The organism is Rhodanobacter sp. FW510-R10 (assembly GCF_058781105.1).
The window spans coordinates 3,249,299-3,273,483 of sequence record NZ_JBYSWL010000001.1; the positions used below are offsets into that span (position 1 = coordinate 3,249,299).

The 24,185-nt window shown below is 64.8% G+C and carries 26 protein-coding genes; 7 read left to right on the plus strand and 19 right to left on the minus strand.

What is annotated here, in order from left to right:
* Positions 1-29: 29 nt before the first annotated feature.
* Positions 30-542 carry a YeeE/YedE thiosulfate transporter family protein gene (locus tag AC3WJB_RS14145; RefSeq protein ID WP_492682614.1) on the minus strand — a complete coding sequence of 171 codons (513 nt, stop codon included), beginning with the start codon at positions 540-542 and terminating at the stop codon, positions 30-32.
* 385 nt (positions 543-927) lie between these two features.
* Here AC3WJB_RS14145 and AC3WJB_RS14150 point away from each other — a divergent pair, with 385 nt between their 5' ends.
* Positions 928-2,307: an FAD-dependent oxidoreductase gene (locus AC3WJB_RS14150; protein WP_492682616.1), complete on the plus strand. Its 1,380-nt coding sequence runs from the start codon at positions 928-930 to the stop codon at positions 2,305-2,307.
* Positions 2,308-2,357: 50 nt separating this feature from the next.
* A complete protein-coding gene (locus tag AC3WJB_RS14155) occupies positions 2,358-3,062 on the plus strand; it encodes a Rieske (2Fe-2S) protein (RefSeq protein ID WP_492682618.1) in 705 nt (234 codons plus the stop codon).
* A 27-nt stretch (positions 3,063-3,089) separates the two neighbouring features.
* Here the strand turns inward: AC3WJB_RS14155 and moaA (AC3WJB_RS14160) are convergent, their stop codons facing one another.
* Positions 3,090-4,463: a GTP 3',8-cyclase MoaA gene (gene moaA, locus AC3WJB_RS14160; protein WP_492682620.1), complete on the minus strand. Its 1,374-nt coding sequence runs from the start codon at positions 4,461-4,463 to the stop codon at positions 3,090-3,092.
* Positions 4,464-4,515: 52 nt separating this feature from the next.
* Here moaA (AC3WJB_RS14160) and modA point away from each other — a divergent pair, with 52 nt between their 5' ends.
* From modA to AC3WJB_RS14175, 3 genes are read left to right on the plus strand one after another with little or no spacing between them, the layout of a single operon-like run.
* Positions 4,516-5,295: a molybdate ABC transporter substrate-binding protein gene (modA, locus tag AC3WJB_RS14165; protein WP_492682622.1), complete on the plus strand. Its 780-nt coding sequence runs from the start codon at positions 4,516-4,518 to the stop codon at positions 5,293-5,295.
* A gap of 11 nt (positions 5,296-5,306) precedes the next feature.
* Positions 5,307-6,002: a molybdate ABC transporter permease subunit gene (modB, locus tag AC3WJB_RS14170; protein WP_492682624.1), complete on the plus strand. Its 696-nt coding sequence runs from the start codon at positions 5,307-5,309 to the stop codon at positions 6,000-6,002.
* A complete protein-coding gene (locus AC3WJB_RS14175; RefSeq protein WP_492682626.1) occupies positions 5,999-6,727 on the plus strand; it encodes an ATP-binding cassette domain-containing protein in 729 nt (242 codons plus the stop codon). Before modB ends, AC3WJB_RS14175 begins: the two co-directional genes overlap by 4 nt.
* A gap of 55 nt (positions 6,728-6,782) precedes the next feature.
* On the opposite strand, the gene AC3WJB_RS14180 is transcribed toward AC3WJB_RS14175, so the two are convergent.
* From AC3WJB_RS14180 to AC3WJB_RS14195, 4 genes are all read right to left on the minus strand, one after another.
* On the minus strand, positions 6,783-7,625 hold the full coding sequence (locus tag AC3WJB_RS14180) for an ABC transporter substrate-binding protein (protein WP_492682628.1): 843 nt from the start codon (positions 7,623-7,625) through the stop codon (positions 6,783-6,785).
* Positions 7,626-7,744: 119 nt separating this feature from the next.
* Positions 7,745-8,527, minus strand: coding sequence for an ATP-binding cassette domain-containing protein (locus tag AC3WJB_RS14185; RefSeq protein WP_492682630.1), 783 nt, complete (start codon positions 8,525-8,527; stop codon positions 7,745-7,747).
* A complete protein-coding gene (locus tag AC3WJB_RS14190; RefSeq protein WP_492682632.1) occupies positions 8,520-9,224 on the minus strand; it encodes an ABC transporter permease in 705 nt (234 codons plus the stop codon). The genes AC3WJB_RS14185 and AC3WJB_RS14190 overlap by 8 nt, the downstream gene beginning before the upstream one ends.
* Before the next feature lie 14 nt (positions 9,225-9,238).
* Positions 9,239-9,448, minus strand: a complete 210-nt coding sequence (locus AC3WJB_RS14195; RefSeq protein WP_492682634.1) for a hypothetical protein — start codon at positions 9,446-9,448, stop codon at positions 9,239-9,241.
* 187 nt (positions 9,449-9,635) lie between these two features.
* Between AC3WJB_RS14195 and AC3WJB_RS14200 the strand changes: the two genes are divergently transcribed.
* A complete protein-coding gene (locus tag AC3WJB_RS14200) occupies positions 9,636-9,842 on the plus strand; it encodes a DUF6494 family protein (RefSeq protein ID WP_492682636.1) in 207 nt (68 codons plus the stop codon).
* A 20-nt stretch (positions 9,843-9,862) separates the two neighbouring features.
* On the opposite strand, the gene moeA is transcribed toward AC3WJB_RS14200, so the two are convergent.
* The 6 genes from moeA to AC3WJB_RS14230 all read right to left on the minus strand — a co-directional run bounded on the left by moeA (position 9,863) and on the right by AC3WJB_RS14230 (position 15,293).
* Entirely contained in the window at positions 9,863-11,140 is a 1,278-nt protein-coding gene (moeA, locus tag AC3WJB_RS14205; RefSeq protein ID WP_492682638.1) for a molybdopterin molybdotransferase MoeA, read from the minus strand.
* 99 nt (positions 11,141-11,239) lie between these two features.
* Positions 11,240-11,869, minus strand: coding sequence for a molybdenum cofactor guanylyltransferase MobA (gene mobA, locus AC3WJB_RS14210; protein WP_492682640.1), 630 nt, complete (start codon positions 11,867-11,869; stop codon positions 11,240-11,242).
* On the minus strand, positions 11,856-13,022 hold the full coding sequence (gene moeB, locus AC3WJB_RS14215; RefSeq protein ID WP_492682642.1) for a molybdopterin-synthase adenylyltransferase MoeB: 1,167 nt from the start codon (positions 13,020-13,022) through the stop codon (positions 11,856-11,858). The genes mobA and moeB overlap by 14 nt, the downstream gene beginning before the upstream one ends.
* A 37-nt stretch (positions 13,023-13,059) precedes the next feature.
* On the minus strand, positions 13,060-13,371 hold the full coding sequence (locus tag AC3WJB_RS14220; protein ID WP_492682644.1) for a MoaD/ThiS family protein: 312 nt from the start codon (positions 13,369-13,371) through the stop codon (positions 13,060-13,062).
* A gap of 36 nt (positions 13,372-13,407) precedes the next feature.
* Positions 13,408-14,175, minus strand: a complete 768-nt coding sequence (gene yqeC / locus AC3WJB_RS14225) for a selenium cofactor biosynthesis protein YqeC (protein WP_492682646.1) — start codon at positions 14,173-14,175, stop codon at positions 13,408-13,410.
* On the minus strand, positions 14,172-15,293 hold the full coding sequence (locus AC3WJB_RS14230; protein WP_492682648.1) for a WD40/YVTN/BNR-like repeat-containing protein: 1,122 nt from the start codon (positions 15,291-15,293) through the stop codon (positions 14,172-14,174). Before AC3WJB_RS14230 ends, yqeC begins: the two co-directional genes overlap by 4 nt.
* Positions 15,294-15,462: 169 nt before the next feature.
* Between AC3WJB_RS14230 and moaA (AC3WJB_RS14235) the strand changes: the two genes are divergently transcribed.
* The gene (moaA, locus tag AC3WJB_RS14235; protein WP_492682650.1) at positions 15,463-16,482 is read left to right on the plus strand and encodes a GTP 3',8-cyclase MoaA; all 1,020 of its coding nucleotides are present in this window, start codon (positions 15,463-15,465) and stop codon (positions 16,480-16,482) included.
* A gap of 36 nt (positions 16,483-16,518) precedes the next feature.
* On the opposite strand, the gene nuoN is transcribed toward moaA (AC3WJB_RS14235), so the two are convergent.
* From nuoN to nuoH, 7 genes are all read right to left on the minus strand, one after another.
* Positions 16,519-17,973 (minus strand): NADH-quinone oxidoreductase subunit NuoN, encoded by a 1,455-nt coding sequence (gene nuoN, locus AC3WJB_RS14240; RefSeq protein ID WP_492682651.1) that lies wholly within the window; start codon positions 17,971-17,973, stop codon positions 16,519-16,521.
* Positions 17,974-18,118: 145 nt separating this feature from the next.
* The gene (locus AC3WJB_RS14245; RefSeq protein WP_492682652.1) at positions 18,119-19,627 is read right to left on the minus strand and encodes a complex I subunit 4 family protein; all 1,509 of its coding nucleotides are present in this window, start codon (positions 19,625-19,627) and stop codon (positions 18,119-18,121) included.
* Between the two features lie 14 nt (positions 19,628-19,641).
* Entirely contained in the window at positions 19,642-21,666 is a 2,025-nt protein-coding gene (gene nuoL, locus AC3WJB_RS14250; RefSeq protein WP_492682653.1) for an NADH-quinone oxidoreductase subunit L, read from the minus strand.
* Positions 21,667-21,670: 4 nt separating this feature from the next.
* A complete protein-coding gene (nuoK, locus tag AC3WJB_RS14255) occupies positions 21,671-21,976 on the minus strand; it encodes an NADH-quinone oxidoreductase subunit NuoK (protein ID WP_492682654.1) in 306 nt (101 codons plus the stop codon).
* Positions 21,973-22,611, minus strand: a complete 639-nt coding sequence (locus AC3WJB_RS14260) for an NADH-quinone oxidoreductase subunit J (protein WP_492683221.1) — start codon at positions 22,609-22,611, stop codon at positions 21,973-21,975. Before AC3WJB_RS14260 ends, nuoK begins: the two co-directional genes overlap by 4 nt.
* Positions 22,612-22,625: 14 nt before the next feature.
* Positions 22,626-23,117 (minus strand): NADH-quinone oxidoreductase subunit NuoI, encoded by a 492-nt coding sequence (nuoI, locus tag AC3WJB_RS14265; protein WP_492682656.1) that lies wholly within the window; start codon positions 23,115-23,117, stop codon positions 22,626-22,628.
* A gap of 9 nt (positions 23,118-23,126) precedes the next feature.
* Positions 23,127-24,179 (minus strand): NADH-quinone oxidoreductase subunit NuoH, encoded by a 1,053-nt coding sequence (nuoH, locus tag AC3WJB_RS14270; protein WP_492682658.1) that lies wholly within the window; start codon positions 24,177-24,179, stop codon positions 23,127-23,129.
* Positions 24,180-24,185: the final 6 nt, after the last annotated feature.

Sequence of the window (24,185 nt, forward strand, 5' to 3'; positions counted from 1 at the left end):
TAACGGGGTAGTCCATCCCAGTGGAAGAGTCATTGCCATAGCCTCCGCGTGACCAGACCGACGACGATGCCGGTCACAAAGAACCCAATCAGGAAGACGAATCCTGCTGTTGCCAGCACCGCTCCGCCGGACAAGCCGAGTCCGCTCGTGCAGCCCGCCGAGACCCGCGCGCCAAAGCCCGACAGGATGCCGCCGGCCAACGCCAAGGCGATGCGTCCCATGGTTCGCGCACGCGGTGGGCCCTCCACCCGCAGGCGGAGGTGCCCGGACCACCAGGCTGCCAACAGGGCGCCAATGCCCATGCCGATAACTTCCCAAACGATCCACGAATTGAGGGGGTCAGCGCCATTGGCGACCATCGGGCCAAGGTAGTTGTTTGCCGAGGTCGCAGCCGGCGCAATCACGTTGGACGCGGCAGCGGCAATGGCGGTCGGAGTGCCCGAAGCACCCAAGCCATGTCCGGTTGCCAGGAACGTCGCCATGAGCACCAGGCCAAGAGCGACGCCGGCAACGTGCGCCTTCCAGATTGGACGAGTCTTCATCATCGCTACAGACCCCCGACGCAGATGAATACATACCCCGTATGGTATGTGTCGACGTGAGAGTTAGCTACTTCGCCGCAGCAAATGCAAGCCGCAATGCAGCACCGGCCCGAGCCCGGCCTGGCGCGTGTTCGTCGCTGCGCCAGCAGGCTGTCTGCGAAATTCCGGTGGATCGGCTTGCGTAAAGCCGCTGCAGGCGGCGCGGCGACCTTGCACTGCAACAGAAGGGATCCACTGCATTGCGCCCGGCTCGATGAAATGCGCAACTTTCCGACCGCGCGCTACACTCCCGGCCGTCACGCACGGACGGCGCATCCGTCCAATCCAAGGTTTCACCAGGGGGACACTGCGCACATCATCTGGTCCATCGCGAGGAGGTCAAGTCATGACTCATGAAGTTGATCGTCGACGCTTCCTGAAACTGAGTGGTACCGCACTGGCAGCCGGCCCGCTGCTGGTGGCGACAGGCCAGGCAACGCCAAGCGCCCAGACCCCAGCCGGCAATACCCGGGGGTCCGCGGCGCCGTTTGTCTCCACCCATCGGAACCTGCCGCTGCCAAAACCCAAGGGACCGCGACTGGTCATCGTCGGTGGCGGCACCTCAGGGCTCACGATAGCCAAGCACGCGAAAAAGGCGTATCCGAAGTTCGACATCGTGCTGGTCGAGAAGCGCTGCATGTACTCGTCATGCTTCGCCAGCAACCTCTGGTACCCGGGCATCGTCGGCCTCGAATTCCTGGCCGGCCACAGCTTCCTCGATGCAGCCCACAACAGCGGCTACATCTATGTCAACGCCACCTGCATCGGGCTCGACCGGGCCAGCCGCACGGTGGCCACCAACGAAGGCGACGTCAAGTACGACTTCCTAGTGGTCGCGCCTGGCATCTCGTACGACTACGACAAGATTGGCGTGCCGGATATCGACACCCAGATCGCGCTGCGCCAAACCTATCCCGGCGGATTCATTTGCCCGACCGAGCACGTCACGATCCACCGCAAGGTACACGACTTCGAGGGCGGCGTGTTCATCCAGACCGTACCGAGTGGCAACTATCGCTGCCTCCCCGCGCCGTATGAGCGCGCTTGCCTGATCGCGTCCGTGATCAAGCACAACAAGCTCAAGGGCAAGGTCGTGATCCTCGACGCGAACCCGGAAATAACCATCAAGGCACCGGGCTTCCACGCCGCATTCGACGAGCTGTACAAGGGCATCATCGAATGGCATGCCACGTCCGCGGTCACCGGCGTCGACTTCGCAAACCGCACCATCAAAACCGAGTTCGACAGTTACAAGTTCGACGATGCCGCGATCTATCCGAACATTCGGGCCGCGACCCTCATCGAGCATCTGGGGCTGATGGCGCCCCCCACCAAGAGCAACCAGAAAGAAGCGAACATCGATATCCGCTTCTACAACGTGATCGGTGACCAGCGCGTCTACGTGACCGGCGACTCGCGACCCATGCCGTATTCGAAGAGCGGCAACACCTCCAACAGCGAGGGCCATTACGTCGCCAAGGTGTTGGCTGCGCGCGCGCAGGACAAGGATGTTGCCTGGACCTCTCCGCAGACCTTGTGCTACTCGATGGTCGACGCCTATCCGAAGCAGGCGATCTGGGTCGACACCTATTACGGCTACGACGCCAAACAGGACGCGATCACCGGGTTCAAGGACACCAAAGTAGACAACACGCGCAGCGAGGCAAATGGGGCGGCGTACCTCGAATGGGCACGCGGGCTGTATCGGGACATGTTCACTGCCTGAAGCATTGTACCCGGCAGGTCACCCAGCGGCCTGTCCGAAGTGGAGCTGCCATGGATCGCAGGTCGTTCGTCAAGGTTTGCGCCGGTACCGTCATTGCCGCGGCGTGCAGCGAGGGCCGACAGGCCCGCGCCGAGCCGATCACGGCGCACGCGCCGGCGCGCCTGCTCCGGGCCGATGGCAGCCCGCTCAAGGCGGCCGGCGTCCCGCCCGACGAAGCGCTCGTATTCGCCTACCCCTACCGCGGCGTCCCTTGTTTCCTGATCAGGCTCGGCACCAGTGCCCATCCGCCGGCAACGCTCGTCTCCCCCGATGACGGCAGCTATGCGTGCCCGCCTGCCGTCGGCCCTGGCGCACGCCTCGTGGCGTTCGTGGCGATCTGCCCGCACCAGTTGAGCTACCCCACGCCCGAGGTCAGCGTCATTCGCTACGCCAGCGCCGCCAGTCCAGTAGCTGCGGCCCCAGGCCGCATCGTGTGCTGTGCCCACGGCAGCGTCTATGACCCGGCCGCCGGTGCCGTCAGGGTATCCGGACCCGCGCCCGGCCCGTTGTTGCCGGTGCGGCTTGACTACGATGCGGACACTGATGGCATTACCGCCACGGGAGCCGTAGGCGACAAATTCCTGGCGCGCTTTTTTGCCGCCTACAAGTCCGAATTGATCGACCGCTTTGGCCCGGGCGGTTACCGCGTGCCGGTCGGCCCCACGTCCACTGCCACGCCCCTGGACCAATACTCGGCGCACGTATCAAGCTGTTGACCCGCCCTGCCGGGCATGCGCGCGCGATCAGCCCCCGATGTAGGACATCTCGATCTTCTTGCGCGCGAGAAGCTCCGGGGTGGCCTGGCTGCGCAGTTCAGAATAGCGATCCTTGCGCTTGCCCCAGATGCCTGCAATCTTCTCGCGGACCACCGCGTCATCGTCGCCTTGCCGCAGCGACTCACGCAACCTGGTGCCGGCAGCAGCGAACAAGCAGGTATAAAACACCCCTTCAGCAGACAACCTTGCGCGCGTACAGCCGCCGCAAAATGGCTGCGTAACCGACGCGATCGCGCCGATTTCCCCAGCCCCGTCCTTGTACCGCCAGCGGTTGGCGACTTCACCGGGATAGTTTGCCGGCGCACGCTCGATGGGCCACCGCGCGTTGATGCGCGCCAGCACCTCCCGCGACGGCACGACGTCCTCCATGCGCCAACCATTCGTGGTGCCGACATCCATGAATTCGATGAAGCGCAGGATGAACGGGGTGCCACGGAAATGCTCGGCCATGTCCTCGATGCACTGGTCGTTCGCACCGCGCTTGACCACCATGTTGACCTTGACTGGCCCGAGCCCGGCCGCGGCCGCGTTGTCGATCGCCTCCAGCACGCGTTCGACCGGGAACCCGACGCCGTTCATCGCCTTGAACGTGGGATTGTCGAGCGCATCGAGACTGACGGTGATCCTGCTGAGCCCAGCCTCCTTGAGCCGCTCCGCGCGCGCGGCGGTGAGCAGCGAACCGTTGGTGGTGAGGCTGACATCGGTGATGCCCGGAATCGGCCGCAACATCGTGACCAACTGCTCGATGTTCTTGCGCACGAGCGGCTCGCCGCCGGTCAGCCGCAACTTGACGACACCGAGCTCGGCAAACAACCGCGCCAGGCGCGCTATCTCTTCGAACGTCAGCAGGTTTGCATGCGGCAAGAAGGCGTGGTTGGCGCCAAACAGCTCCCTGGGCATGCAGTACGTGCAACGGAAGTTGCAACGATCGGTGACCGAAATACGCAGATCGTGCAGCAAGCGTCCGCGTGCATCACGTGTATCCATGTGCCTCCCGGGTATGTAATCAGCGACCCGAATATAGGCTGCCTCGACCCACGGCGGCTTGACCTGGGACAGCCCCGACGACGACAGCACATGCTCCCAAGCACGCGGCCCGCCACCAGGCATCGCGCAAGAGACTGCCGTGTCGCAGCGCCCGTGATCAGCCTGGTACGTGCAGCCGCTGACCCGCAGAGGTGACGCCGCCGCGCATATCCAACGCCTCTCCGGGGTCGACGCACACGCCAATACGGCCGATACTATGATACCCGTACGGGTATCTGGCATTTGTGTCGTAGGCGGTGATCGCAGGTATGGACTCACTCTGTCGGTGAAATCAATGACCACCGCTTCCATCATCCACTCTGTCCATACCGAACACCGCGTGCGCACAGCGCACGGAACCGGTAGGGTGAGGCCTGCGCGCTGGTGGTCTTGCGTAACCGCGTTGCTATGTTGTGCATGGCTCGGTACGTCCACCGCAGCGACCACGCCGCCCACCGTCTTTGCAGCAGCCAGCCTCAAGCCCGCACTCGATGAGATCGCGGCGAGCGGTCAATTGGGTAGGCCTGCGCCACGCGTGGTGTACGCCGCGTCCTCCGCATTGGCGCGGCAAATCGAAGCCGGGGCGCCGGCCGACATTTTCGTCTCAGCCGACCGGCGCTGGATGGATGATGCGGCAAGCCACCACGCGATCGTACCTGCAACGCGCACCAGCCTGCTGACCAATTCAATCGTGTTGATCGGGACGCCTGGCATTGCGGCCAACATCGACCTCGACCGGGGCGCGCAGCCCATCCTTGCGCTGCTCGGTACCGACGGCCGCATGGCCATCGCCCTGCCCCGCTCCGTGCCTGCTGGCATCTACGCCCATGAAGCGTTGCGGACGCTGGGCTTGTGGTCCGCGCTGGAACCGCGCCTGGCCATGGCCAGCGACGTGCGCGCCGTACTGAACATGGTGCTGCTCGGGCAATGTGCGTTGGGTATCGTGTACCGATCGGACGCCACATCCACCCAGCGCGTCAAGGTGCTCGCGACATTTCCGGCCAGCAGCCACTCGCCCATCATTTACGCCGCCGCCATCGTCAGCGGCCACGATGACGAGCGTTCCCGCGCCATGCTCTCGGCGTTGCAATCCAATCGCGCGCGCGCAATCTTCCAGCGCTGGGGCTTCACGCCCCTGGGCCATTGACGGTACCCGTGATGACCCTCTCGTCAGAGGAAGTCGTTGCCCTTGGCCTGAGCCTCAAGGTGGCCTTGACCGGCATCACGTGTTCCTTGCCCGCGGCGATGGCCTGCGCATGGCTGCTTGCCCGCAAGCGCTTTTGCGGCAAGGCACTCTTCGAGGGGTTGCTGCTCCTGCCTCTGGTCCTGCCGCCGGTCGTGACCGGCTATTTGTTGTTGCTCACGTTTGGTGACCACGGCCCCCTTGGGTCCTTGCTGGCGGCCATGGGCATGTCGATCGCGTTCCGCTGGACGGGCGCGGCAGTGGCCGCCGCGGTCATGGCCTTCCCCTTGCTCGTCGTTGCCTTGCGCAACGCCTTTGAATCGGTCGATCAACGGCTGGAGCACGCCGCCGCGACGCTGGGAGCCGGTGCATGGCGCGTGTTCTTCAGCATCACCCTACCGTTGTCGCGCCGTGGCCTGGTTGCCGGTTTCGCGCTCGCGTTTGCCCGGGCGTTTGGCGAATTCGGCGCGACCATCACTTTCGTGTCCTCGATCCCAGGCCAGACGCGGACCTTGCCCATCGCGCTGTATGAGCTCCTTTCGACGCCAGGCGAGGGGCCTGGCGCCATCCGCCTGACGATCGTCGCCATCATCGTGGCGCTGCTCGCCTCCTCGATCGCCTCATTCATGCTGCTGCGGGGCAGACCCGAGCGCGAGGGAATCACGGCATGACCCATCTGGAGATCGTCTTGCATCGGAGTGACTTCGCGCTCGACATCGAACTCCACCTCACGCAACCCACGCTCGCCTTGTTCGGCCCCTCCGGCTGCGGCAAAAGCACCACGCTGTTCGCAATCGCCGGGTTGCTCAAACCCGAGAGCGGCCACATCGAGCTGGCTGGCAACGTGTTGTTCGATTCCAGGCGCGGGATCGACCAAGCCGCTCCGGAGCGCGACGTGGGCTTCGTCTTCCAGGAAGCACGACTGTTCCCCCACCTGACGGTCGGTGAAAATCTGCGCTACGGCATGCCGCGGGGTGCGCCGCCCGCCGCCTTTGACGAGGTCGTCAGCCTGCTCAGGCTGGCCCAGCTCATACGCCGCCACCCGCCGCAGCTTTCGGGCGGCCAGGCCCGGCGTGTCGCGATCGGACGCGCACTCTTGCGCCATCCACAGGTTCTCCTGCTCGACGAGCCGCTGGCAGGCCTGCACCGTGAGGCACGCGACGACGTGCTGTTTTATCTGCGCGAACTCAAACCCACGTTCGGACTCACCACCATCCTCGTCAGCCACCGGCCGGAAGACATCCTGGCCATTGCCGATTGCGTCGCATGGATGGATGACGGCCGCGTCACTGCCGTGGAGGACGTTGCCGCCTTTCGCGCGTCGCTGCAACGCAGTCCGCCTGCGAGGCCGCAAGTCGTACGCGCGATGCCCCAGGCCCGGGCAGCGGTATCGTGATGATCCGCACGGGACGCGCGGACACAGCGACCTCCGCAAGGCTGCGAGGCGCAGCCTAGGGCTTCGCGTTTGGATGGTAGAGCTGCTCCCCCGCCAGGCGGAACTCCTTGATCGCCGCCTGCCCCACGTTGGACAGCAGCCAGCCCTGGAACGCGCGTGCCAGGGCGAGCTTGGCGTGCGGGCAACGCTGCGGGTTGACCAGGAGCACCCCATACTGGTTGAGCAGTTGCGGGTCGCCTTGGACCAGTACCTTGGAGTCCCCCTTGTTCCGGAAGCTGATCCACGTCGCGCGATCGGTCAGCGTATAGCCGTCCATCGCCCGTGCCGTGTTGAGTGTAGGCCCCATGCCGGTTCCGGTTTCGCGATACCAGGTGCCGCTCGCCGGCGAGGGATCGAGCCCCGCCATTTTCCACAACGCGAGCTCCTTGATATTGGTGCCGCTGTTGTCCCCGCGCGACAGGAACGCAACCCGGCTCTGCTGGATTCGCGCGAGCGCAGCGGCCGCACTTCGCATGCCGGCAATGTGCGCCGGGTCCGCCGCCGGGCCGACGATGACGAAGTCGTTGTACATCAGGTCATGCCGGTCGATGCCATAGCCTGCAGCCACGTACTCCAGCTCCTGCGCCTTGGCATGCACGAGCACGACATCGGCGTCACAACGCTTGCCGAGATCCAGCGCCGCGCCGGTCCCGACTGCAATGACGTGCACCTCGATGCCCGTCGCAGCCTTGAACTTCGGCAGCAACCAAGCGTACAGGCCGGAGTTTTGCACGTCGGTGGTCGATGCTACGGTCAGTACGCCGCTCGATGCTGTCGCGGCGACCGCCGGCGGCAGCGCCCAGCCTGTCGCCGCCACGATGGTGGCCAAGATCCACGGGATGGTTCGGGGTGCGTGCATGAGAGATTCTGTCCACTGGAGCCGAGTCAAGGATACGCACAACGCACGCGCGCCGACCTGGCTGAAGCGGCGCCGGACAAATCGCCTGCCAAGGCTGGCCGACGGACGCCCTGCGCGGCTCAAGCCAGCAGCTCGCCGTCGAGGAAGGAGCGCGCTTCCGGACTGCGTGGCGCGGCAAAGAACCGGCCGGCATCGGCATCCTCGACCAGGCGGCCGCGATTGAGGAAGAGCACGCGCTCGCCCAGCCGGCGCGCCTGCGCCAGGTCGTGGGTCGTCATGACGACCGTGGTGCCGCGCTTCCGCAGCGTGCCGAGCACGGTCTCGATATCGAGCGTCGAGCGCGGATCGAGATTCGCACAAGGCTCATCGAGCAACAGGACTTCGGGCTCCAGCGCGGAGGTGCGCGCGAGGGCAAGGCGCTGCTGCTCACCGCCCGACAGTCGCGTCGCTGGCATGTGTGCCAACGCCAGGAGGTTCGTGGCCGCCAGCGCCTCGTGGACACGGTGGCGGCACTGCGTGCGCGGTACGCCGCGGACGCGCAGCGCGTAGTGCACGTTGGCGGCAACCGAGCGGCGCAACATCACCGGGCGCTGGAACACCATCGCCTGCCAGCGGCGTGCAGCGGCAGGCGACAAGCCACGCCATGCAATCCGGCCCGCGTGTGGGGAAAGCAAGCCATGACACAGTCGCAGCAACAGGCTCTTGCCCGCACCGTTGGGCCCGAGGATGATGTTGAACGTATCGGGCTGGATCGAGAACGACACGTCGACCAGCAGGTCCTTGTCGTCGACCCGATAGCCCAAGCCCTCCACGACCAGGGGCAGCGAGTGGGTGCCGGCATCTCCTGCAGCCGCGCACGCCGCCGTGCCCGCGCCCCCGGCGGCGACGTCGGTGCTACGCATAGCGTCGGCTCGCCAGCGCGCGTACGCCTTCGATCGACAAGGTGACGACGAGGGTCAATGCGAGCAGCACGATGCCGAGCGCCACGGCCATGGGCAGGTCGCCCTTTTCCGTCTCCAGCATGATGGCGTTCGTCATCACGCGGGTGTGATGGGCAATATTGCCACCCACGATCATCACGGTTCCCAGCTCCGCCAAGGCACGGCCGAATCCTGCCAGCCCCGCCGTCACCAGGCTGAAGCGGCCGTCCCACAGCAAGGTCAGCATCTTGCGTAATCTGCCCGCACCCAGCGAGCGCAGTTGCTCGTCATATTCGCGATCGAGGTCGGCGACGGTCTGGCAAGTCAGGGCGGCCACGATCGGAATGATCATGACGACCTGCGCGATGACCATGGCGCTCGGCGAGAACAGGAGGCCCCAGCCACCGAGTGGCCCTGAGCGCGACAGGATCAAGTAGACCACCAGGCCAATCACGACGCCCGAAAGGCTCATGCCGGCATTGAGCAAGGCGATCGCGAACGCCCGACCGGGAAAGCGGAGGACCGCCACCGCGGCGCCCAGCGGGAACGCGACCACGCAGCCGATGACCGCCGCCAGCAGATTCACCTCGAACGTCAGCACGATGACCTGCATCATCTGCTGGTCCAGGTGGACGATCAGGCCGATCGCGGCAAGCACCGCCGCTCCAAGATCATCCATCGCGCAAGCTCCGCTCAGGCCGTCGCGGCCGCACCCGATGCCGACTGGTCGTTGAGCCGGTGCACGCTCTCCAGCAGCAGGTCACGCCGACGCGGCATGTCACCAAGTACGTCCTGCACGGCGTTGAGTGCGGTCGGGTCGACCTGCCGCCCCTTGGGTTGGCCACGCTTGCGCTTGCGGTGCCGCGCACCCTCGACGCCTGCCGCATCCACACTCACACTCATCTCGAGCTACCCCCTTCGCGATGGCCGGCTCGACGTCCATGACGCCCACGAACGCTTGCCTTCCGGATGTGCCAAACTTGAAGCTGAAGCGCAACTCCGATGGTCTACACGACCGCAGGCGGCGTCAAGTGCACGCGCCGCAATCGCCCCGTGGCGCCATCACCGACCTTTCCGGCGAGGGATCACGATGAACGAAGAAGCCTTCAATATGAGTGTGCGCAAGTTCCTGAAGACGGTCGGCGTCACCTCCCAGCAGCAGCTTGAGGACGCGGTCCGCGCCGCGATCGACAGCGGGAAACTGCAGGGGCATGAAGACGTCGCGGTGAAAATCGAGCTGACGTCCGCCGTACTTGACCGGCCATTCGTGGTCGAGGGTACACTCAAGCTCGCCTGAGCCGGCTGTTCGGGCGGCTCCTAGACGAGGCCGGCAAACGGCTCCACGCATACCAACTCGCCCGCGTGTACCGGTCCGCGGTCCTCTCCCAGCACGATGAAGCAGTTGGCCACGCTCATCGAGCGCAGGATGCCCGAGCCCTGCGGCGCGGCCGAACATACGCTGAGTTCGCCCTGGCCATCCATCTCCAGCCGACCGCGCTGGAACTCGCGACGTCGACTGCCCTTGGTGAGCGGCGCGCTGGCACGCACCATGAGTGCCAACGGCAACCGGGGCTCCGCCCCGGCCAGATGGTCCAACATCGGCTGCACGATCTGATAGAACGTGACCATGGCCGATACCGGATTGCCCGGCAGGCCGAAAAATGCCGCGCCCCCGCCCAGATGCCCGAACGCCAACGGCTTGCCCGGCTTCATGTTGACCTTCCAAAAGCCGATGTCACCCACTTCGGCCAGGACGTCACGCACGTAATCCGCCGCACCGACGGACACGCCGCCGCTGGTCAAGACGACGTCGGCGTCCGCGCCGGCCCGCTCGAAGGCTTCCCGCAGCGCGGCCGGATCATCACGCACCACGCCAAGATCGAGCACATCGGCTCCGAAGCGCGCCAGCATCCCGTACAAGGTGTAGCGGTTGCTGTCATAGATATCGCCCTCACCCAGCGGTTCGCCGAGCGAGCGCAACTCATCGCCCGTCGAGAAGAACGCGACGCGCAGGCGGCGACGGACATCGACCTCCACGATGCCCAGGGAAGCCAGCAGCCCGAGATCGGCCGCACCCACGTGACGACCGGCACGCAGTACGGTTCCGCCCACCGGCAAGTCCTCGCCGGCCTGGCGGACGTGCTGGCCGCGCTCATGCCCGCCCCCGGTCCGTACCAGGTCACCCTCGGTCGTGGCGTCCTCCTGGATGACCACGGTGTCCGCGCCGTGTGGCAACACCGCCCCGGTCATGATCCGCACGCACTCGCCGGCCCCCACTTCGCCGGCAAACGGGTGCCCCGCAAACGACTGGCCGACAAGGCGCAGCGTCGCGCCAGTTGCAGCGGTCAGGTCGGCGGCACGCACCGCGTAGCCATCCATGGCCGAATTCGTATGTGCCGGCACGGCCACCGCGGACACCACGTCCGCGCCCAGCACGCGACCAAGGGCGTCGCGCAACGCCACGCGCTCCCGCGTCGCGACTGGACTCAGCTGGCTGATGATATGCGCGCGCGCCTGCTCCACCGACAAGAGGCCGCTTTGCGCGCCTTTGCCTGTTGCCGCATCGGACCGATCGTGATGTTCGTGCTTGTCCATGACGTTCCTTGGGTTCCCCGCTTGTACGCCGCGTTACCGCCAGCCCATGTATTGGATGATGCGGCACGACCGTCCAGCGGATTGCGGCGCGTTCGGCCGTCAGCCTGGGCGTGTCGTGGCCCATCGACCTGCCAGCAGGTCGCGCTCCGACATGGTATTGACGTTGACGAACATCTCGGGGGTATCGGAAAAGTCGGCCGTGGCCATGTGGTGGCGCTGATACCAGCGGTCGATCTTGCGCTCACCCGCCGCAAGATAATCCTCGAGGTCAGGCCGCAAGCTGCAATGCAATAGTGCGAACACCGGCTCCAGTCGCTCGCCACTATGCACCACGGCGATCTCGGCGCCTTCGCGTGCGACGGCTTGCCACAAGCGCTGGCCAAGATCGGCCGGCACGGCCGGCGAGTCACACGGTGCAGTCAACAACCACGCCGTATCCGCGGCAGCCATCATGCTGGCGACGCCGGCCAAGGGCCCCAGGAAGCCGTCCTGCCGATCCGGCACCACCGGCACGCCGTAACGCCGGTACTGCTCGAAACTGCGGTTCGCGTTGAGCAGGATGCCTGCGCTCTGCCCACGCAACGCATCAATCACGTACTCCACCATCGCGCGCCCATCCAGTGGCACGAGGCCCTTGTCCACGCCGCCCATGCGCGTGGCCCGGCCGCCGGCCAGGATGCCCGCCGTCACTTGCCCACGCGGATAGGCCGCCGGCTCAAGCGACGGCATGGCAAGTGGCCTCCTGGTGGTCATAGCCGGGAAACCGCTTGCCGGCCCCGCAGTACGCGCAGTCGGGATCGGGGCGCACGTTGAGCTCACGGAAACTCATGCTGAGCGCGTCATAGCAAAGCAGGCGCCCGGCGAGGGATCGGCCCACACCCAAGACGAGCTTGAGCGCTTCAGTCGCCTCGAGCAGACCGACCACCCCCGGCACCACGCCCAGCACACCGGCCTCGTTGCAGGATGGAACGAGCTCGGGCGGTGGCGGCTCCGAGTACAGGCAGCGGTAACACGGCCCACCGCCGGGGCCAGCCGGCCAGAACACGCTGACTTGTGCATCGTAACGGAATATCGAGCCATGCACGCATGGCAGGCGCAGATGCACACAGGCATCGTTGACCAGGTAATGGGTCGGAAAATTGTCGGAGCCATCGACAATCACGTCGTAGCCGGAAAAGAGCTCTTCCACGTTCGCCGGGGACAAGCGCACCGGATGGGCCTGCACGCGTATCGTTGGGTTGAGCGCGAGCATCGCGGCACGGGCCGATTCCACCTTTGGGGTGCCGACGCGTGCATCGCTGTGGATCACCTGGCGGTTCAAATTGCTGCGTTCGACAATGTCCTGGTCGACGACGCCCAGCGTGCCGATCCCCGCGGCGGCGAGATACAGGCCAGCCGGCGCGCCCAAGCCGCCTGCGCCGACCAGCAGCACCCGTGCATCGAGGAGCTTTTGCTGGCCCGCCGGTCCCACTTCGGGAAGGATGACCTGCCGCGCATAACGCACGCGGGCATCGGCGCCGAGAACCCGGGGCATATGAAATGGCAGGCCTTCGTCCTTCCAGCGCTGGAAGCCGCCGGCAACCGAGCGCACGTCGCGATACCCGAGCTCGCGCAGGTCGTGCGCCGCAAACAATGAGCGGATGCCGCTGGCGCACATGACCAGCAACGGCTGCCCGGGATCCGGCACCACGTCCTCGATCCGCAGCTCGAGGAACCCGCGGCCGACGGCCACCGCGCCATCGGCAAGGCCTTGCGCGGTCTCGTCCTCTTCACGCACGTCCACGAGCCTGGCGCCGCGCTGCGCCAGGCTCAGCGCTTCCGCGGGCGTAACTTCCGGTATCTCGGCACGCAATGCCGCCAATCGCCGCTCTGTTGCCTTCATCGCCAGTCCACTCCGGAGCGCATGCCGCGGGCTGCGCTCAGCCCCCGGCCACCGAGGGCACGATCATCACCGTATCACCGTCGTCCAGCCTGGTGTCGAGTCCGCCGAGGTCACGCACGTCGTCGCTGCGCACGAAGATCTTCACGAACGGTCGCAGCTCGCCATCACGCGTCAGCACGTACTGCAGGAACGTCCCGTGCCGTGCGCCGGCCGCTGCCAGCGCCAGGCGCACGGTGGCTGCCTCCAGTTGCATCGCGTCGACGCCTCCGCAGTGCATGCGCAGTGCAGCCGGGATCGACAGCGTCACCCGTGGCGACCTGCGCACCGCGGTTTCCGGGCGTGCGTTCATGCCTGGAGAATACCACGCGACTGCCGTCCGCCAGGCTCAAGCATGCGGGCGTTCAACCACCTCGACAATCGGGTCGGCGGCGCGCATGGCGGCAATCACCACGCGATCAAAGCGTGCACTCAGATCCAGCGCCAGCTCTGCCACTTCCCGCGCCGCCGCACGCTCGGCGGGACTTTCCGCCATGTTGATGATTGGGATCACGCCGGCATCCCCCACGCCGCGCAGCAGGCCGTCGGCAGACGCGATCAGGCGCGCCAGGTGCAACGGGGTGAGCGTCTCGCCTTCGCGCGCCCCGGTGACCGCCGCGAGCCGTTCAGGCCGGTGCGCGCAACGGCTGGAGAGCGGCAGGCCGATTGCACGCGCGGACACCAGCGCCAGCACCGTCGTCGCGCCGTCGACGAGGTTTGGCTCATGCGCATCCGGAGCCTTGATGAGGCGCATGCGCGCCCCGTCGGCCTTCACGAACGTGACGTCGAAACCGGCCTGACTGTGGCATCGCAGCACCTGGTCGGACGTGAGTCCGACTTGCCGCCCGGGTTTCTCGGATGGACATGCAAAGGCCAGCTTGCGGTGTTCCCGCGCCTGCTGCAGCACCGCCTCGACGATATGCTCCGGAGCTGCCACGACCGGACGTGCCGCCAGGTCCTCGGGAAAGGCATAGGTGAACACGGTCGAGGTGAACGCGGCGCGCCCAGGGTGGGCGGCCAGCAGGCGATACAGCGTCGTCTTCTTGCCGCCCGCACCAACCGCACAGACGATGCCACGGCGCGCGTGCAGAACATCCAGGAGCGAGGTGGTGCTCATGCGGATGGATCCAACACATGCGCCGACACGGACAGGATGCCGGGCAGGAATCCGCAGAGCAGGCGCCAGTGGTCGCCATCGTCGGCACTCGCGAACAAATGGCCGCTGGACGTCCCAAAGTAGAAACCGCAGGGATCAAGGCCATCTGCGGCAAGCCCGTCACGACGGACCGTGACCCAGGCGTTGGCCTGGGGCAAGCCGGCCTCGAGCGCAGTCCAATGCCGCCCGCCGTCGTGCGAGCGGTAGACCCGGATCCGGCCATCCACCGTCGCCCGGAGCTGGCTGTCGCGCTCGGGGATCACCCAGACGCTGTCGGGGTCGGCCGGATCGGTGGCCAGCGCGTAGCCAAAATCGCTCGGCAGACCCCGGGTGATTTCCTGCCAGCTCGCGCCACCATCGTCACTCCGATACGTGCCGCAGTGGCTTTGTTGATACAAGCGCAGGGGATCGGCCGGGTGCAGCAGGATGCGGTGCACGCAATGGCCACTCGCCTGCCCGGCCCTGGGCAGGTACGGCGCGCGCACGCCAGCGTTCACGGGCTCGAAGCCCAGTCCGCCATCCAGCGTGCGGTAGACGCCGCCAGCCGACAGCGCGACAAACATCCGACGGCCATTGCGCGGATCGACCTGGATCGAATGCACGGCCAGGCCGCCCTTGGCCGGCGTCCAACTCGGGCGCGTCGCATGCGCGTTGAACGCGACTATCGCGTTCCAGCTTTGGCCCCGGTCCCGACTCACGTACAAGCCCGGTGGCTCGATCCCGGCATACAAGGTGTCGGGCTCGTCATCCGCGCCTGGCGCCAGGCTCCACATCCGCGTGATGCTTGCAGGAGTCTCGGCGTGCTGATGACGTGGAATGTCGCGTAATGGTTGCCAACTGGCGCCGGCATCGTCGGTGCGATACACATGCTTGCCCCACACCGGATGTTCCGCCAGGGCATAGCCCACGCCCGCAACGCGTCGATCGAGAAACGCGGCCTGGATTTCATAGCCGGCCAGGAGCGGTCCCGCGACGCGCCACTCTTGTCGCCCGGCGTCCGCTTGCGCCCTGAAGAGCCCTTTTTGGGTACCCACGAGCAGCACCACGGTAGCCGCGCGCGATGCCGAGTCAAGAACCATGCACATCCCTCGACTTCACCTTGTCCCACATGCACCCTGCCCTCATCCGACACGAGCGGGAATCCCATACAACGACCTCCCTGCCCACGATACGCGACTTGGCATGGATCAAGAAGGCCACGCCCGGATACGCTAGGCTCCAGATGCCATGAACGAGACGATGCGAGTCATGCCAACCCAAGACACGCTTGGCCGTCCGCTGCGCGACCTGCGCATTTCGGTGACCGATCGCTGCAACTTCCGTTGCGTCTACTGCATGCCGCGGGAACTCTTTGGTGCCGACCACGCGTTCCTGCCGCGCGCCAGCCTGCTCACGTTCGAGGAAATCGAGCGCCTCGCCCGCTTGTTTGCCGCACTAGGCGTGAGCAAGCTGCGCCTGACCGGCGGCGAGCCACTGGTGCGCAAGGGGATCGAGCAACTGGTGGAGCGCCTGGCCCGGGTGCCGGGTATTACCGATCTCAGTCTGACCACCAACGGTTCGCTGCTGACCGCAGACAAGGCAGGGCGCCTCAAGGATGCCGGTCTGCACCGGATCACCATCAGCCTGGATGCCTTGGACGACGAGACGTTCGCGGCCATAAACGGCGTGGGTTTTCCCGTCGCCCGGGTCCTTGCCGCGATCGGCCATGCAGCGGCTGCGGGCCTCGGTCCGGTCAAGGTCAATATGGTGGTCAAGCGCGGCGTCAACGACCAGGGCGTCGAGGCGATGGCTGAACACTTCCGCGGCAGCGGGCACATCGTGCGCTTCATCGAGTACATGGACGTCGGCACGACGAATGGCTGGCGCATGCAGGACGTGGTGCCCGCCGCTGAGGTGCTGCAACGCATCGACGCACACTGGCCGCTCGAGCGCGTCGCACCCAATTACCCGGGCGAGGTCGCCAACCGCTGGCGCTACGTCGATGGCGCAGGCGAGATCGGCGTCATCGGGTCGGTGACCAAGCCGTTCTGCGGGGGCTGCACGCGCGCACGCCTGTCGGCCGAAGGCGTCCTGTATACCTGCCTGTTCGCTGCGCTCGGCACCAGCCTGCGCGACCTGCTGCGCGCCGGGGTCGACGACGACACGATCATGGATACCTTGGCAGGTGTCTGGGGCCACCGGCGCGACCGTTATTCGGAACTGCGCAGCCAGGCCACACCGACAACCCGCGGCCAGAAAAAGATCGAGATGTCGTATATTGGCGGTTGAAGCTCGCTGGTCCGCTTGCGCCGGGACTGAGAACGATCAGGCGCCGAAGGCGCGCTTGCACCAGCCCAGCAGCGGGCCCCACCAGACGCCGAGGACGAGCAACGACAGCGCGTTCACCGAGAGCACCGCGCGCAGTGAGCGGTCCGGCTTGGCGGTGGTGGCGCCGCCTTCCTCGGCCTGGTCGAAGTACATGATCTTGATCACGTACAGGTAGTAGTACAAGCCGACGAACGCGGCGATGATGCCGACGATGGCCAGCCACAGCATGCCGCCATGGATGGCGGCTTCGAGCACCATGACCTTGGCCCAGAAGCCGAACAGCGGCGGCACGCCGGCGAGCGAGAACATGGCCAGCATCATGAGGAACGCCATCCATGGGGACTTCTGATTGAGGCCCTTGAAGTCGGAGATTTCCTCGCATTCGAAACCGGCGCGCGACATCGCCATCATCACGCCGAACGCCGCCACCGCCATCAGCGCGTAGCAGATCAGGTAGAACATGGCCGCCGCGTAGCCTTCAGGATTGGCCGCCGACAGGCCCAGCAACACGTAGCCCATATGTGAGATGGTCGAGTACGCCATCATGCGCTTGAAGTTGGTCTGCACGATGGCGACCAGGTTTCCGATCACCAGGGATAACGTCGCGAGTACCGCCAGGATGAGCCGCCACTGCTCGCCGAGGTCGCCCATGCCTTCGGCCAGGAGGCGATACGCCAGTCCAAACGCGGCCAACTTGGAGCCGGCGGAAATGAACGTCGTCACCGGGCTCGGCGCACCGTGATAAACGTCCGGCAGCCACATGTGGAACGGGGCAATGCCGAGCTCGAAGGCGACGCCGACGATCATGAAGATCATGCCGAACTGCAGCAGTTTCGGCGCCGTGGTGTAGCCCATCACCTGGTTCAGTTGGGCGAGCCCGAGCGTCGCCTCGCCGCCCATGCCGGATGCGCCGTACACCATCGACATGCCGTACAGCAGCATGCCCGAGGCCAGCGCGCTCAGCACGAAGAACTTGATCGCGGCCTCGGCCGGTAGCGGCTGGTCACGATTCAAGGCGACCAGTGCATAGGACGATAGCGCCAACAACTCCAGGCCCAGGTACAGGGTGAGCAGGTTCCCGGCGGAAACCAGGAGCATGATGCCGACCACCGCAAACAGCATCAGCGTGTAGAACTCGCCACCGCGCAAGCCGCGGTCGATCAGGTAGGGGCGGCCATAGACGAACACCATGGCGGTGGTCGCCAGGGCAAACACCTTGATGATTTCGGCCACCTGGTCACGTATGAACATGCCGCCAAAGGCGGTCACCGTTGCATCCGGCTGGCCAGCGACCACCATGAAGATCGCGACCAGCAGCACGGCAATGGACAGCCAATGCAGCAAGGGCCGCTGCGCCGGCTTCATGAACGCATCGAGCATGAACAACAGGCACGTCGCCGTCACCACGTAGAACTCGGGCAACATGATCAACACGTCATTGAGAGTCGGCATCAGGAAACATCCACGCGTTCAATAGAGGCCGCCCCGGAAGGTCCGCTTACGCAACACCGGAACAAGCTGGAAACCACCACCACGCAACCGCGCATCGTGCCACGCCCGCCAACCATACCGAGGTGCACCGCCTGCACGGCGCCCATCAGACTTTCTGCACCGCCAGCTGCTGGATCAGGTGCGCCACGCCGCTGTCCATCAGGTGGATCAGCGGTTGCGGCCACACGCCAATGGCCATGACACCTGCAGCAAAACCTATGAGCACCCAGGCTTCCCGGGCCTCCAGCGGCTTCATCTTTGCCACGTGCTCGGTGACCACGGCACCCCACAGCACGCGCTTGACCAGCCACAGCGTGTAACCGGCGCCAATGATCAGGGTGAAGGTACAGAAGATCGCGATCCATGGGCTGGCGGTAAAGCTGGCCAGGATGACCATGAACTCACCGACGAAGCCGCTGGTGCCCGGCAGCCCGGTATTGGCCATGGCAAACAACACATAAAAGAAGCCAAACCACGGCATCATGTTGATGACGCCGCCGTAGTCCGCGATCTGCCGCGTATGCGTGCGGTCGTACATGACGCCAATGCAGGTAAACATGGCGCCGGAGACGAAGCCGTGCGAAATCATCTGCACCATCGCGCCCTGCAGGCCTAGCGAGGCCACGTCCAGGTCGCTGCTCTCGCGCACCAGCATGAACGCCATGAAGATGCCCAGGGTAACGAAGCCCATGTGCGCAATCGAGGAATACGCGACGAGCTTTTTCATGTCTGGCTGCACCAACGCGACGTAGCCGATGTAGACGATCGCGACCAGACTGAGCACGATGATGATCCACGCGTAGTGCGCGCCGGCATCCGGCGTGATCGGCAGGATGAAGCGCAGCATCCCGTAGGTGCCGATCTTCAACATCACCGCTGCCAGCCACACCGAGCCGCCGGTCGGCGCCTCGACGTGCGCGTCGGGTAGCCAGGTGTGCACAGGCACCATTGGCACCTTGATCGCGAAAGCGATCAGGAAGCCGAAAAATACCCAGGTCTGCTCGCGCATGGTGAGCGGCAGCGCCGCCAGCGTGGCGAGGTCAAAGGTGTGCGCCTGCTGGTACAAGTACAGCAGCGCGATGAGCATGAACACCGAGCCGGTGAACGTGTAGATGAAGAACTTTAGCGTTGCATACACGCGACGCGGGCCGCCCCACATCCCGATCAGGATGAACATGGGGATCAGCACCGCCTCGAAGAACGCATAGAAGAGCAAGGCGTCGGTGGCACAGAACACGCCGACCAACAGGCCTTCCAGCACCAGCATGCAGGCCATGTACTGATGCGGCCGGTTCTGGATCACCTTCCAGGCGCCGCCAATGACGAGGATGCCCACGAACGTGGTCATCAGGATCAGCGCAATCGAGATGCCATCGACCGCCAGGCTGAAATGGATGCCCCACGAGCCAATCCAGCGATGGGTCTCGGCGAGCTGCATCACGGCTCCGTCGGGGTCGTACTGCACCAGGAGATCCAGGCTGACCAGGAACGTGACGATCGTGACCAGGAGCGCGATCGAGCGCGCGGCCATCGGGTGCCGCGAGCCGGCAAAGAGAACCGGCACGGCGCCGACAATAGGGAGCCAGATCAGCAGGCTGAGCAGATGATTGAACATGAAGCCTGATTCCCTTAGTAGCCGAACAGCCGATACCCGCCCAGGAGCAGGATCAGGCCGACCATCATGGCGAACGCGTAGTGATAGAGGTAACCGGTCTGCAGGCGCCGCAACACCGCGGCGCCGCGATGCACCACGCGCACCGAACCGTTGACCGCCAGGCCGTCGATGACGCCGGCATCGCTCCACTTCCAGGCCAGCTTGCCAAGCTTGATGCCACCGCTGCCGAAGAGGCCAAATTCAATCTCATCGACCCAGTACTTGCGGTCGAGCACGGTCCAAAGCGGCTTCAGCGCGGACTTGATCCGGTCGGCCATGGCCGGGTTGTAGAGATAGACATAGGTGCAGATGACGAAGGCCGCCAGCATCAGCCAGAACGGCAGGTGCGTGAAGCCTTCCAGAGCCATGGCCAGCGCACCATGGAAGTGCGGCGCAAGCGCAGCAGTCACATCGTTCGCCGGGTCGACGTGGATCGCGCTGCCGAACCAGTTGTCGAACAACAGCGGCTTGACCGTGAAAATGCCGAGCAGGACCGAGGGGATGGCCAGCGCCACCAACGGCACCGTCACCACCCAGGGCGATTCCTTGGGCGCATGCGCGAGGACGCCCGGCGGCGAGTCATGCTCATCCCCGCCATGGCCGTCGCCATGATGGGCCTGCACCGTCCAGCGCGGCTTGCCATGGAACGTCAGGTACATCTGGCGGAAGGTGTACAAGCCGGTCACGAACACGCCAAGCATGACGCAGAAGTACGCGTAGTTCGCGCCCCAGCGATGCGACTCGCCGACCGCCTCGATGATCATGTCCTTGGAATAGAAGCCTGCAGTAAACGGCACGGCGACCAAGGCCGCCGAACCTGCCCACATCGTCAGCCAGGTGATCGGCATGTACTTGCGCAGGCCGCCCATGTAGCGCATGTCCTGTCCGTGGTGCATCGCGATGATCACCGAGCCGGCGCCCAGGAACAGCAGCGCCTTGAAGAACGCGTGGGTCATCAGGTGGAAGATCGCGCCGCCGTACATGGACACACCAAGCGCCACCGTCATGTAGCCCAGCTGCGACAGGGTGGAATAGGCAATCACTCGCTTGATGTCGTTCTGCACGATGCCGATCAGGCCGGTGAACAGCGCAGTGGTGGCACCAATCACCAGCACGAAACTCAACGCCGTCGAGGACAGTTCGAACAGCGGCGACATCCGCGCCACCATGAAGATGCCGGCGGTGACCATCGTCGCCGCATGGATCAGGGCGGAGATGGGCGTGGGGCCTTCCATGGAATCGGGCAGCCACACGTGCAACGGCACCTGCGCCGATTTGCCCATGGCGCCGATGAACAGGAGGATGCAGATCACCGTCGCCGCATCCCAGTGCACGTTTTGCGTCACTTCGAGCGTGCGGCCCACCAGGGCTGGTGCGGCATCGAACGCGGTCTGGTAATCGAGCGTGCGCAGGAAGCACAGCACCGCGGCAATCCCCAGCAGGAAGCCGAAATCGCCGACGCGGTTGACCATGAAGGCCTTGAGGTTGGCAAAGATCGCGCTCGGCCGCTTGTACCAGAAGCCGATCAGGAGATACGACACCAGGCCCACCGCTTCCCAGCCGAAGAACAGCTGCATGAAGTTGTTGCTCATGACCAGCATGAACATGGAGAAGGTGAACATGGAGATGTAGCTGAAGAAGCGGATGTAGCCTGGGTCGTCGCGCATGTAGCCGATCGTGTACAGGTGCACCGCAAGCGAGACGAAGCTCACCACCACCAGCATCAGGGCGGTCAGCCGGTCGACCATGAAGCCGACACTGGCATTGAACGAACCCACCTGGAACCAGGTGTAGAGGTTCTCGTTGTAGGTCTGCGCACCGCCCACCGTCAGCTGGTAGAGCACGTAGAACGACAGCACGGTGGAGATCACCATCCCCAGGATGGTGATGCTGTGCGCCCCCGTCCGCCCGCCAAAGACATGGCAGGCAAAGCCGGCAAGCAGGCAGCCGACCAGCGGCGCCAGGGCAATGATCAGCAGGATGGTCGTCGAAAGCTGCATCGGCTCAACCCTTCATGCTGTCGATGTCGGCGATGTTGATCGTGCTGCGTGTGCGGAACAGCAGGACCAGGATCGCCAGGCCAATGGCGGCTTCCGCCGCCGCCACGGTCAGGATGAAAAAGACGAAAACCTGCCCGGACACGTCGCCGAGGAAACGCGAAAAACCGACGAAGTTGGTGTTCACCGCCAGCAGCATCAGCTCGATCGACATCAGCAGCACGATGACGTTCTTGCGGTTGATGAACAGGCCGGCCACGGCGATACAAAAAAGTATCGCGGCGACCACAATGAAATCCGCCAGGGAAATCATGCGTGCGGCTCCTCTTGAGCGGTGGATTCATCGCCATGCGCGGGGGCCATCTTGACCATGCGCAGGCGCTTGCGCGGATCGACCTTGACCTGCCGACTCGCGTTTTCATAGCGGGCGTCGCGACGCTCGCGCAAGGTCAGCGCCACGGCCGCGATCACGCCAACAGTGAGGATCAGCGCGGCGATCTCGAACGGCAGCAGGTAACGCGTGTACAGGGCAAAGCCCAGCCACTCGGTGTTGGACATGCCGGCGGCAAGGGCCGGGTCGACGGAGCCCGCGCGCAGTTGAAGCGCGTGCACGCCAATCACACCCAGCATCTCCGCCAGCATGACCACCGCCACGATCAAGCCGACCGGCAGGAACTTGACGAAGCCTTCGCGCAGCTTCTCGACGTCAATGTCCAGCATCATGACGACGAACAGGAACAACACCATGACGGCGCCGACGTAAACGACGATGAGCGCCAGGGCCAGGAACTCGGCATCGCCCAGCAGCCACATACACGCCGCGCTGAAAAACGTCAGCACCAGTGCGAGCACGGCGTGCACGGTGTTCTTCAGCGTGATCACGGCCAGCGCCGAGAGCAGCATCACCGCGGCAAACGCGTAAAAGCAAATCAACGGGAAATTCTGCACGACCGTCATCGGATTCACCGGTAAGGAGCATCAAGCGTGCGGTCAGCGGCGATCTGCTTCTCGAAGCGGTCACCGATGGCCAGCAGCTGTTGCTTGTTCACCACGTTCTGACCGCGCTGATCGAAGTGGTATTCATGGATCGAGGTGAGCACGATGGAATCCACGGGGCAGGATTCCTCGCAGAAACCGCAGTAGATGCACTTGAACAGGTCGATGTCGTAGCGCGTGGTACGGCGCTGCCCGTCACTCTCGCGCGGCGCAGAATCGATCGTGATGGCCAGCGCCGGGCACACCGACTCGCAGAGCTTGCAGGCGATGCAACGCTCTTCGCCATTCTCGTAACGGCGCAGCGCCAGCAAGCCGCGGAAGCGGTTTGACTTCGGAATGTGCTCCATCGGGAAGCGCATGGTGTACTTGGGCTTGAACATATAGCGCACGGTCACGGCCATGCCGCGCAGCAGTTCCACCAGCAAGAGACTCTTGAAGTACCCGCTTATACGATTCATGGCCGCCACCTAGGCTCCCATACCCACGCTGACCCAGTCGAAATAACGCATGCAACCGGCTACGAACAGCCAGGCAATCGCAATTGGTATGAAGATCTTCCAGCCCAGACGCATGATCTGGTCATAGCGGTAGCGCGGAAAAGTGGCGCGGAACCACAAGAACAGGAACGACATCAGGAAGGCCTTGATCAGGATCCAGCCGAAGCCGCCAGTCCACAGCCAGTTGATCCATCCTGGTGCCTCCAGGTGCACCCAGCCCTGCACCGGGCTGAGCCAGCCGCCGAGGAAAAAGATCGCGGACAGGAAGCTGATCAAGATCATGTTCGCGTATTCGGCCAGGAAGAACAACGCGAACGGCGAACCCGAATACTCCACGTGGAAGCCGGCCACGATTTCCGACTCGCCCTCGGCCATGTCGAACGGCAGGCGGTTGGTCTCGGCGACCCCAGCTATGAAGAAGATCACGAAGACCGGCAGCAGCGGCAGCCAGAACCATTCGAACAATCCCTTGCCGCCGGCCTGGGCATTGACGATCTCGGTGATGTTCAGGCTGCCCGCCAGGATCAGCACGCAAATCAGGCAAAAGCCGGTGGCGAGCTCATAGGAAATGACCTGCGCGGCCGAGCGCATGGCACCCAGCAAGGCGTAGCGCGAATTGGACGCCCAGCCGGCAATGATGATGCCGTATACGCCGATCGAGTTCACGGCAAGCAGGTACAGCACGCCCGCGTTGGCGTCCGACACCACCATCCTGGTGTCGAACGGAACCACCGCCCAGACGGCAAGCGCCGGCACCACGGCAATCAAGGGTCCAAGGTAATACAGGAAGCGATTCGCCTTGGCCGGCAGGATCACTTCCTTGAACAGCAGCTTGAAGACGTCGGCAAACGCCTGCAGCACACCCCAGGGACCGATCTTCGTCGGCCCCAGGCGCACATGCATCCAGCCGATGACCTTGCGCTCCCAGTACACGAACATCGCCACCGCAACAATCAACGGCACGACGATGGCCAGGATATAGGCTACCGGCAGCACGAGTTGGTGGACAAACAAATCCGCCATGGCGCT

What these genes read in the sequence shown, in the direction of transcription:
- AC3WJB_RS14145 (WP_492682614.1), bottom strand. Translation starts at nt 542, where the DNA reads ATGAAGACTCGTCCAATCTGGAAGGCGCACGTTGCCGGCGTCGCTCTT.
- AC3WJB_RS14150 (WP_492682616.1), top strand. Translation starts at nt 928, where the DNA reads ATGACTCATGAAGTTGATCGTCGACGCTTCCTGAAACTGAGTGGTACC.
- AC3WJB_RS14155 (WP_492682618.1), top strand. Translation starts at nt 2,358, where the DNA reads ATGGATCGCAGGTCGTTCGTCAAGGTTTGCGCCGGTACCGTCATTGCC.
- moaA (WP_492682620.1), bottom strand. Translation starts at nt 4,463, where the DNA reads ATGATGGAAGCGGTGGTCATTGATTTCACCGACAGAGTGAGTCCATAC.
- modB (WP_492682624.1), top strand. Translation starts at nt 5,307, where the DNA reads ATGACCCTCTCGTCAGAGGAAGTCGTTGCCCTTGGCCTGAGCCTCAAG.
- AC3WJB_RS14175 (WP_492682626.1), top strand. Translation starts at nt 5,999, where the DNA reads ATGACCCATCTGGAGATCGTCTTGCATCGGAGTGACTTCGCGCTCGAC.
- AC3WJB_RS14180 (WP_492682628.1), bottom strand. Translation starts at nt 7,625, where the DNA reads ATGCACGCACCCCGAACCATCCCGTGGATCTTGGCCACCATCGTGGCG.
- AC3WJB_RS14185 (WP_492682630.1), bottom strand. Translation starts at nt 8,527, where the DNA reads ATGCGTAGCACCGACGTCGCCGCCGGGGGCGCGGGCACGGCGGCGTGC.
- AC3WJB_RS14190 (WP_492682632.1), bottom strand. Translation starts at nt 9,224, where the DNA reads ATGGATGATCTTGGAGCGGCGGTGCTTGCCGCGATCGGCCTGATCGTC.
- AC3WJB_RS14195 (WP_492682634.1), bottom strand. Translation starts at nt 9,448, where the DNA reads ATGAGTGTGAGTGTGGATGCGGCAGGCGTCGAGGGTGCGCGGCACCGC.
- AC3WJB_RS14200 (WP_492682636.1), top strand. Translation starts at nt 9,636, where the DNA reads ATGAACGAAGAAGCCTTCAATATGAGTGTGCGCAAGTTCCTGAAGACG.
- moeA (WP_492682638.1), bottom strand. Translation starts at nt 11,140, where the DNA reads ATGGACAAGCACGAACATCACGATCGGTCCGATGCGGCAACAGGCAAA.
- mobA (WP_492682640.1), bottom strand. Translation starts at nt 11,869, where the DNA reads ATGCCGTCGCTTGAGCCGGCGGCCTATCCGCGTGGGCAAGTGACGGCG.
- moeB (WP_492682642.1), bottom strand. Translation starts at nt 13,022, where the DNA reads ATGAAGGCAACAGAGCGGCGATTGGCGGCATTGCGTGCCGAGATACCG.
- AC3WJB_RS14220 (WP_492682644.1), bottom strand. Translation starts at nt 13,371, where the DNA reads ATGAACGCACGCCCGGAAACCGCGGTGCGCAGGTCGCCACGGGTGACG.
- yqeC (WP_492682646.1), bottom strand. Translation starts at nt 14,175, where the DNA reads ATGAGCACCACCTCGCTCCTGGATGTTCTGCACGCGCGCCGTGGCATC.
- AC3WJB_RS14230 (WP_492682648.1), bottom strand. Translation starts at nt 15,293, where the DNA reads ATGGTTCTTGACTCGGCATCGCGCGCGGCTACCGTGGTGCTGCTCGTG.
- moaA (WP_492682650.1), top strand. Translation starts at nt 15,463, where the DNA reads ATGCCAACCCAAGACACGCTTGGCCGTCCGCTGCGCGACCTGCGCATT.
- nuoN (WP_492682651.1), bottom strand. Translation starts at nt 17,973, where the DNA reads ATGCCGACTCTCAATGACGTGTTGATCATGTTGCCCGAGTTCTACGTG.
- AC3WJB_RS14245 (WP_492682652.1), bottom strand. Translation starts at nt 19,627, where the DNA reads ATGTTCAATCATCTGCTCAGCCTGCTGATCTGGCTCCCTATTGTCGGC.
- nuoL (WP_492682653.1), bottom strand. Translation starts at nt 21,666, where the DNA reads ATGCAGCTTTCGACGACCATCCTGCTGATCATTGCCCTGGCGCCGCTG.
- nuoK (WP_492682654.1), bottom strand. Translation starts at nt 21,976, where the DNA reads ATGATTTCCCTGGCGGATTTCATTGTGGTCGCCGCGATACTTTTTTGT.
- nuoI (WP_492682656.1), bottom strand. Translation starts at nt 23,117, where the DNA reads ATGAATCGTATAAGCGGGTACTTCAAGAGTCTCTTGCTGGTGGAACTG.
- nuoH (WP_492682658.1), bottom strand. Translation starts at nt 24,179, where the DNA reads ATGGCGGATTTGTTTGTCCACCAACTCGTGCTGCCGGTAGCCTATATC.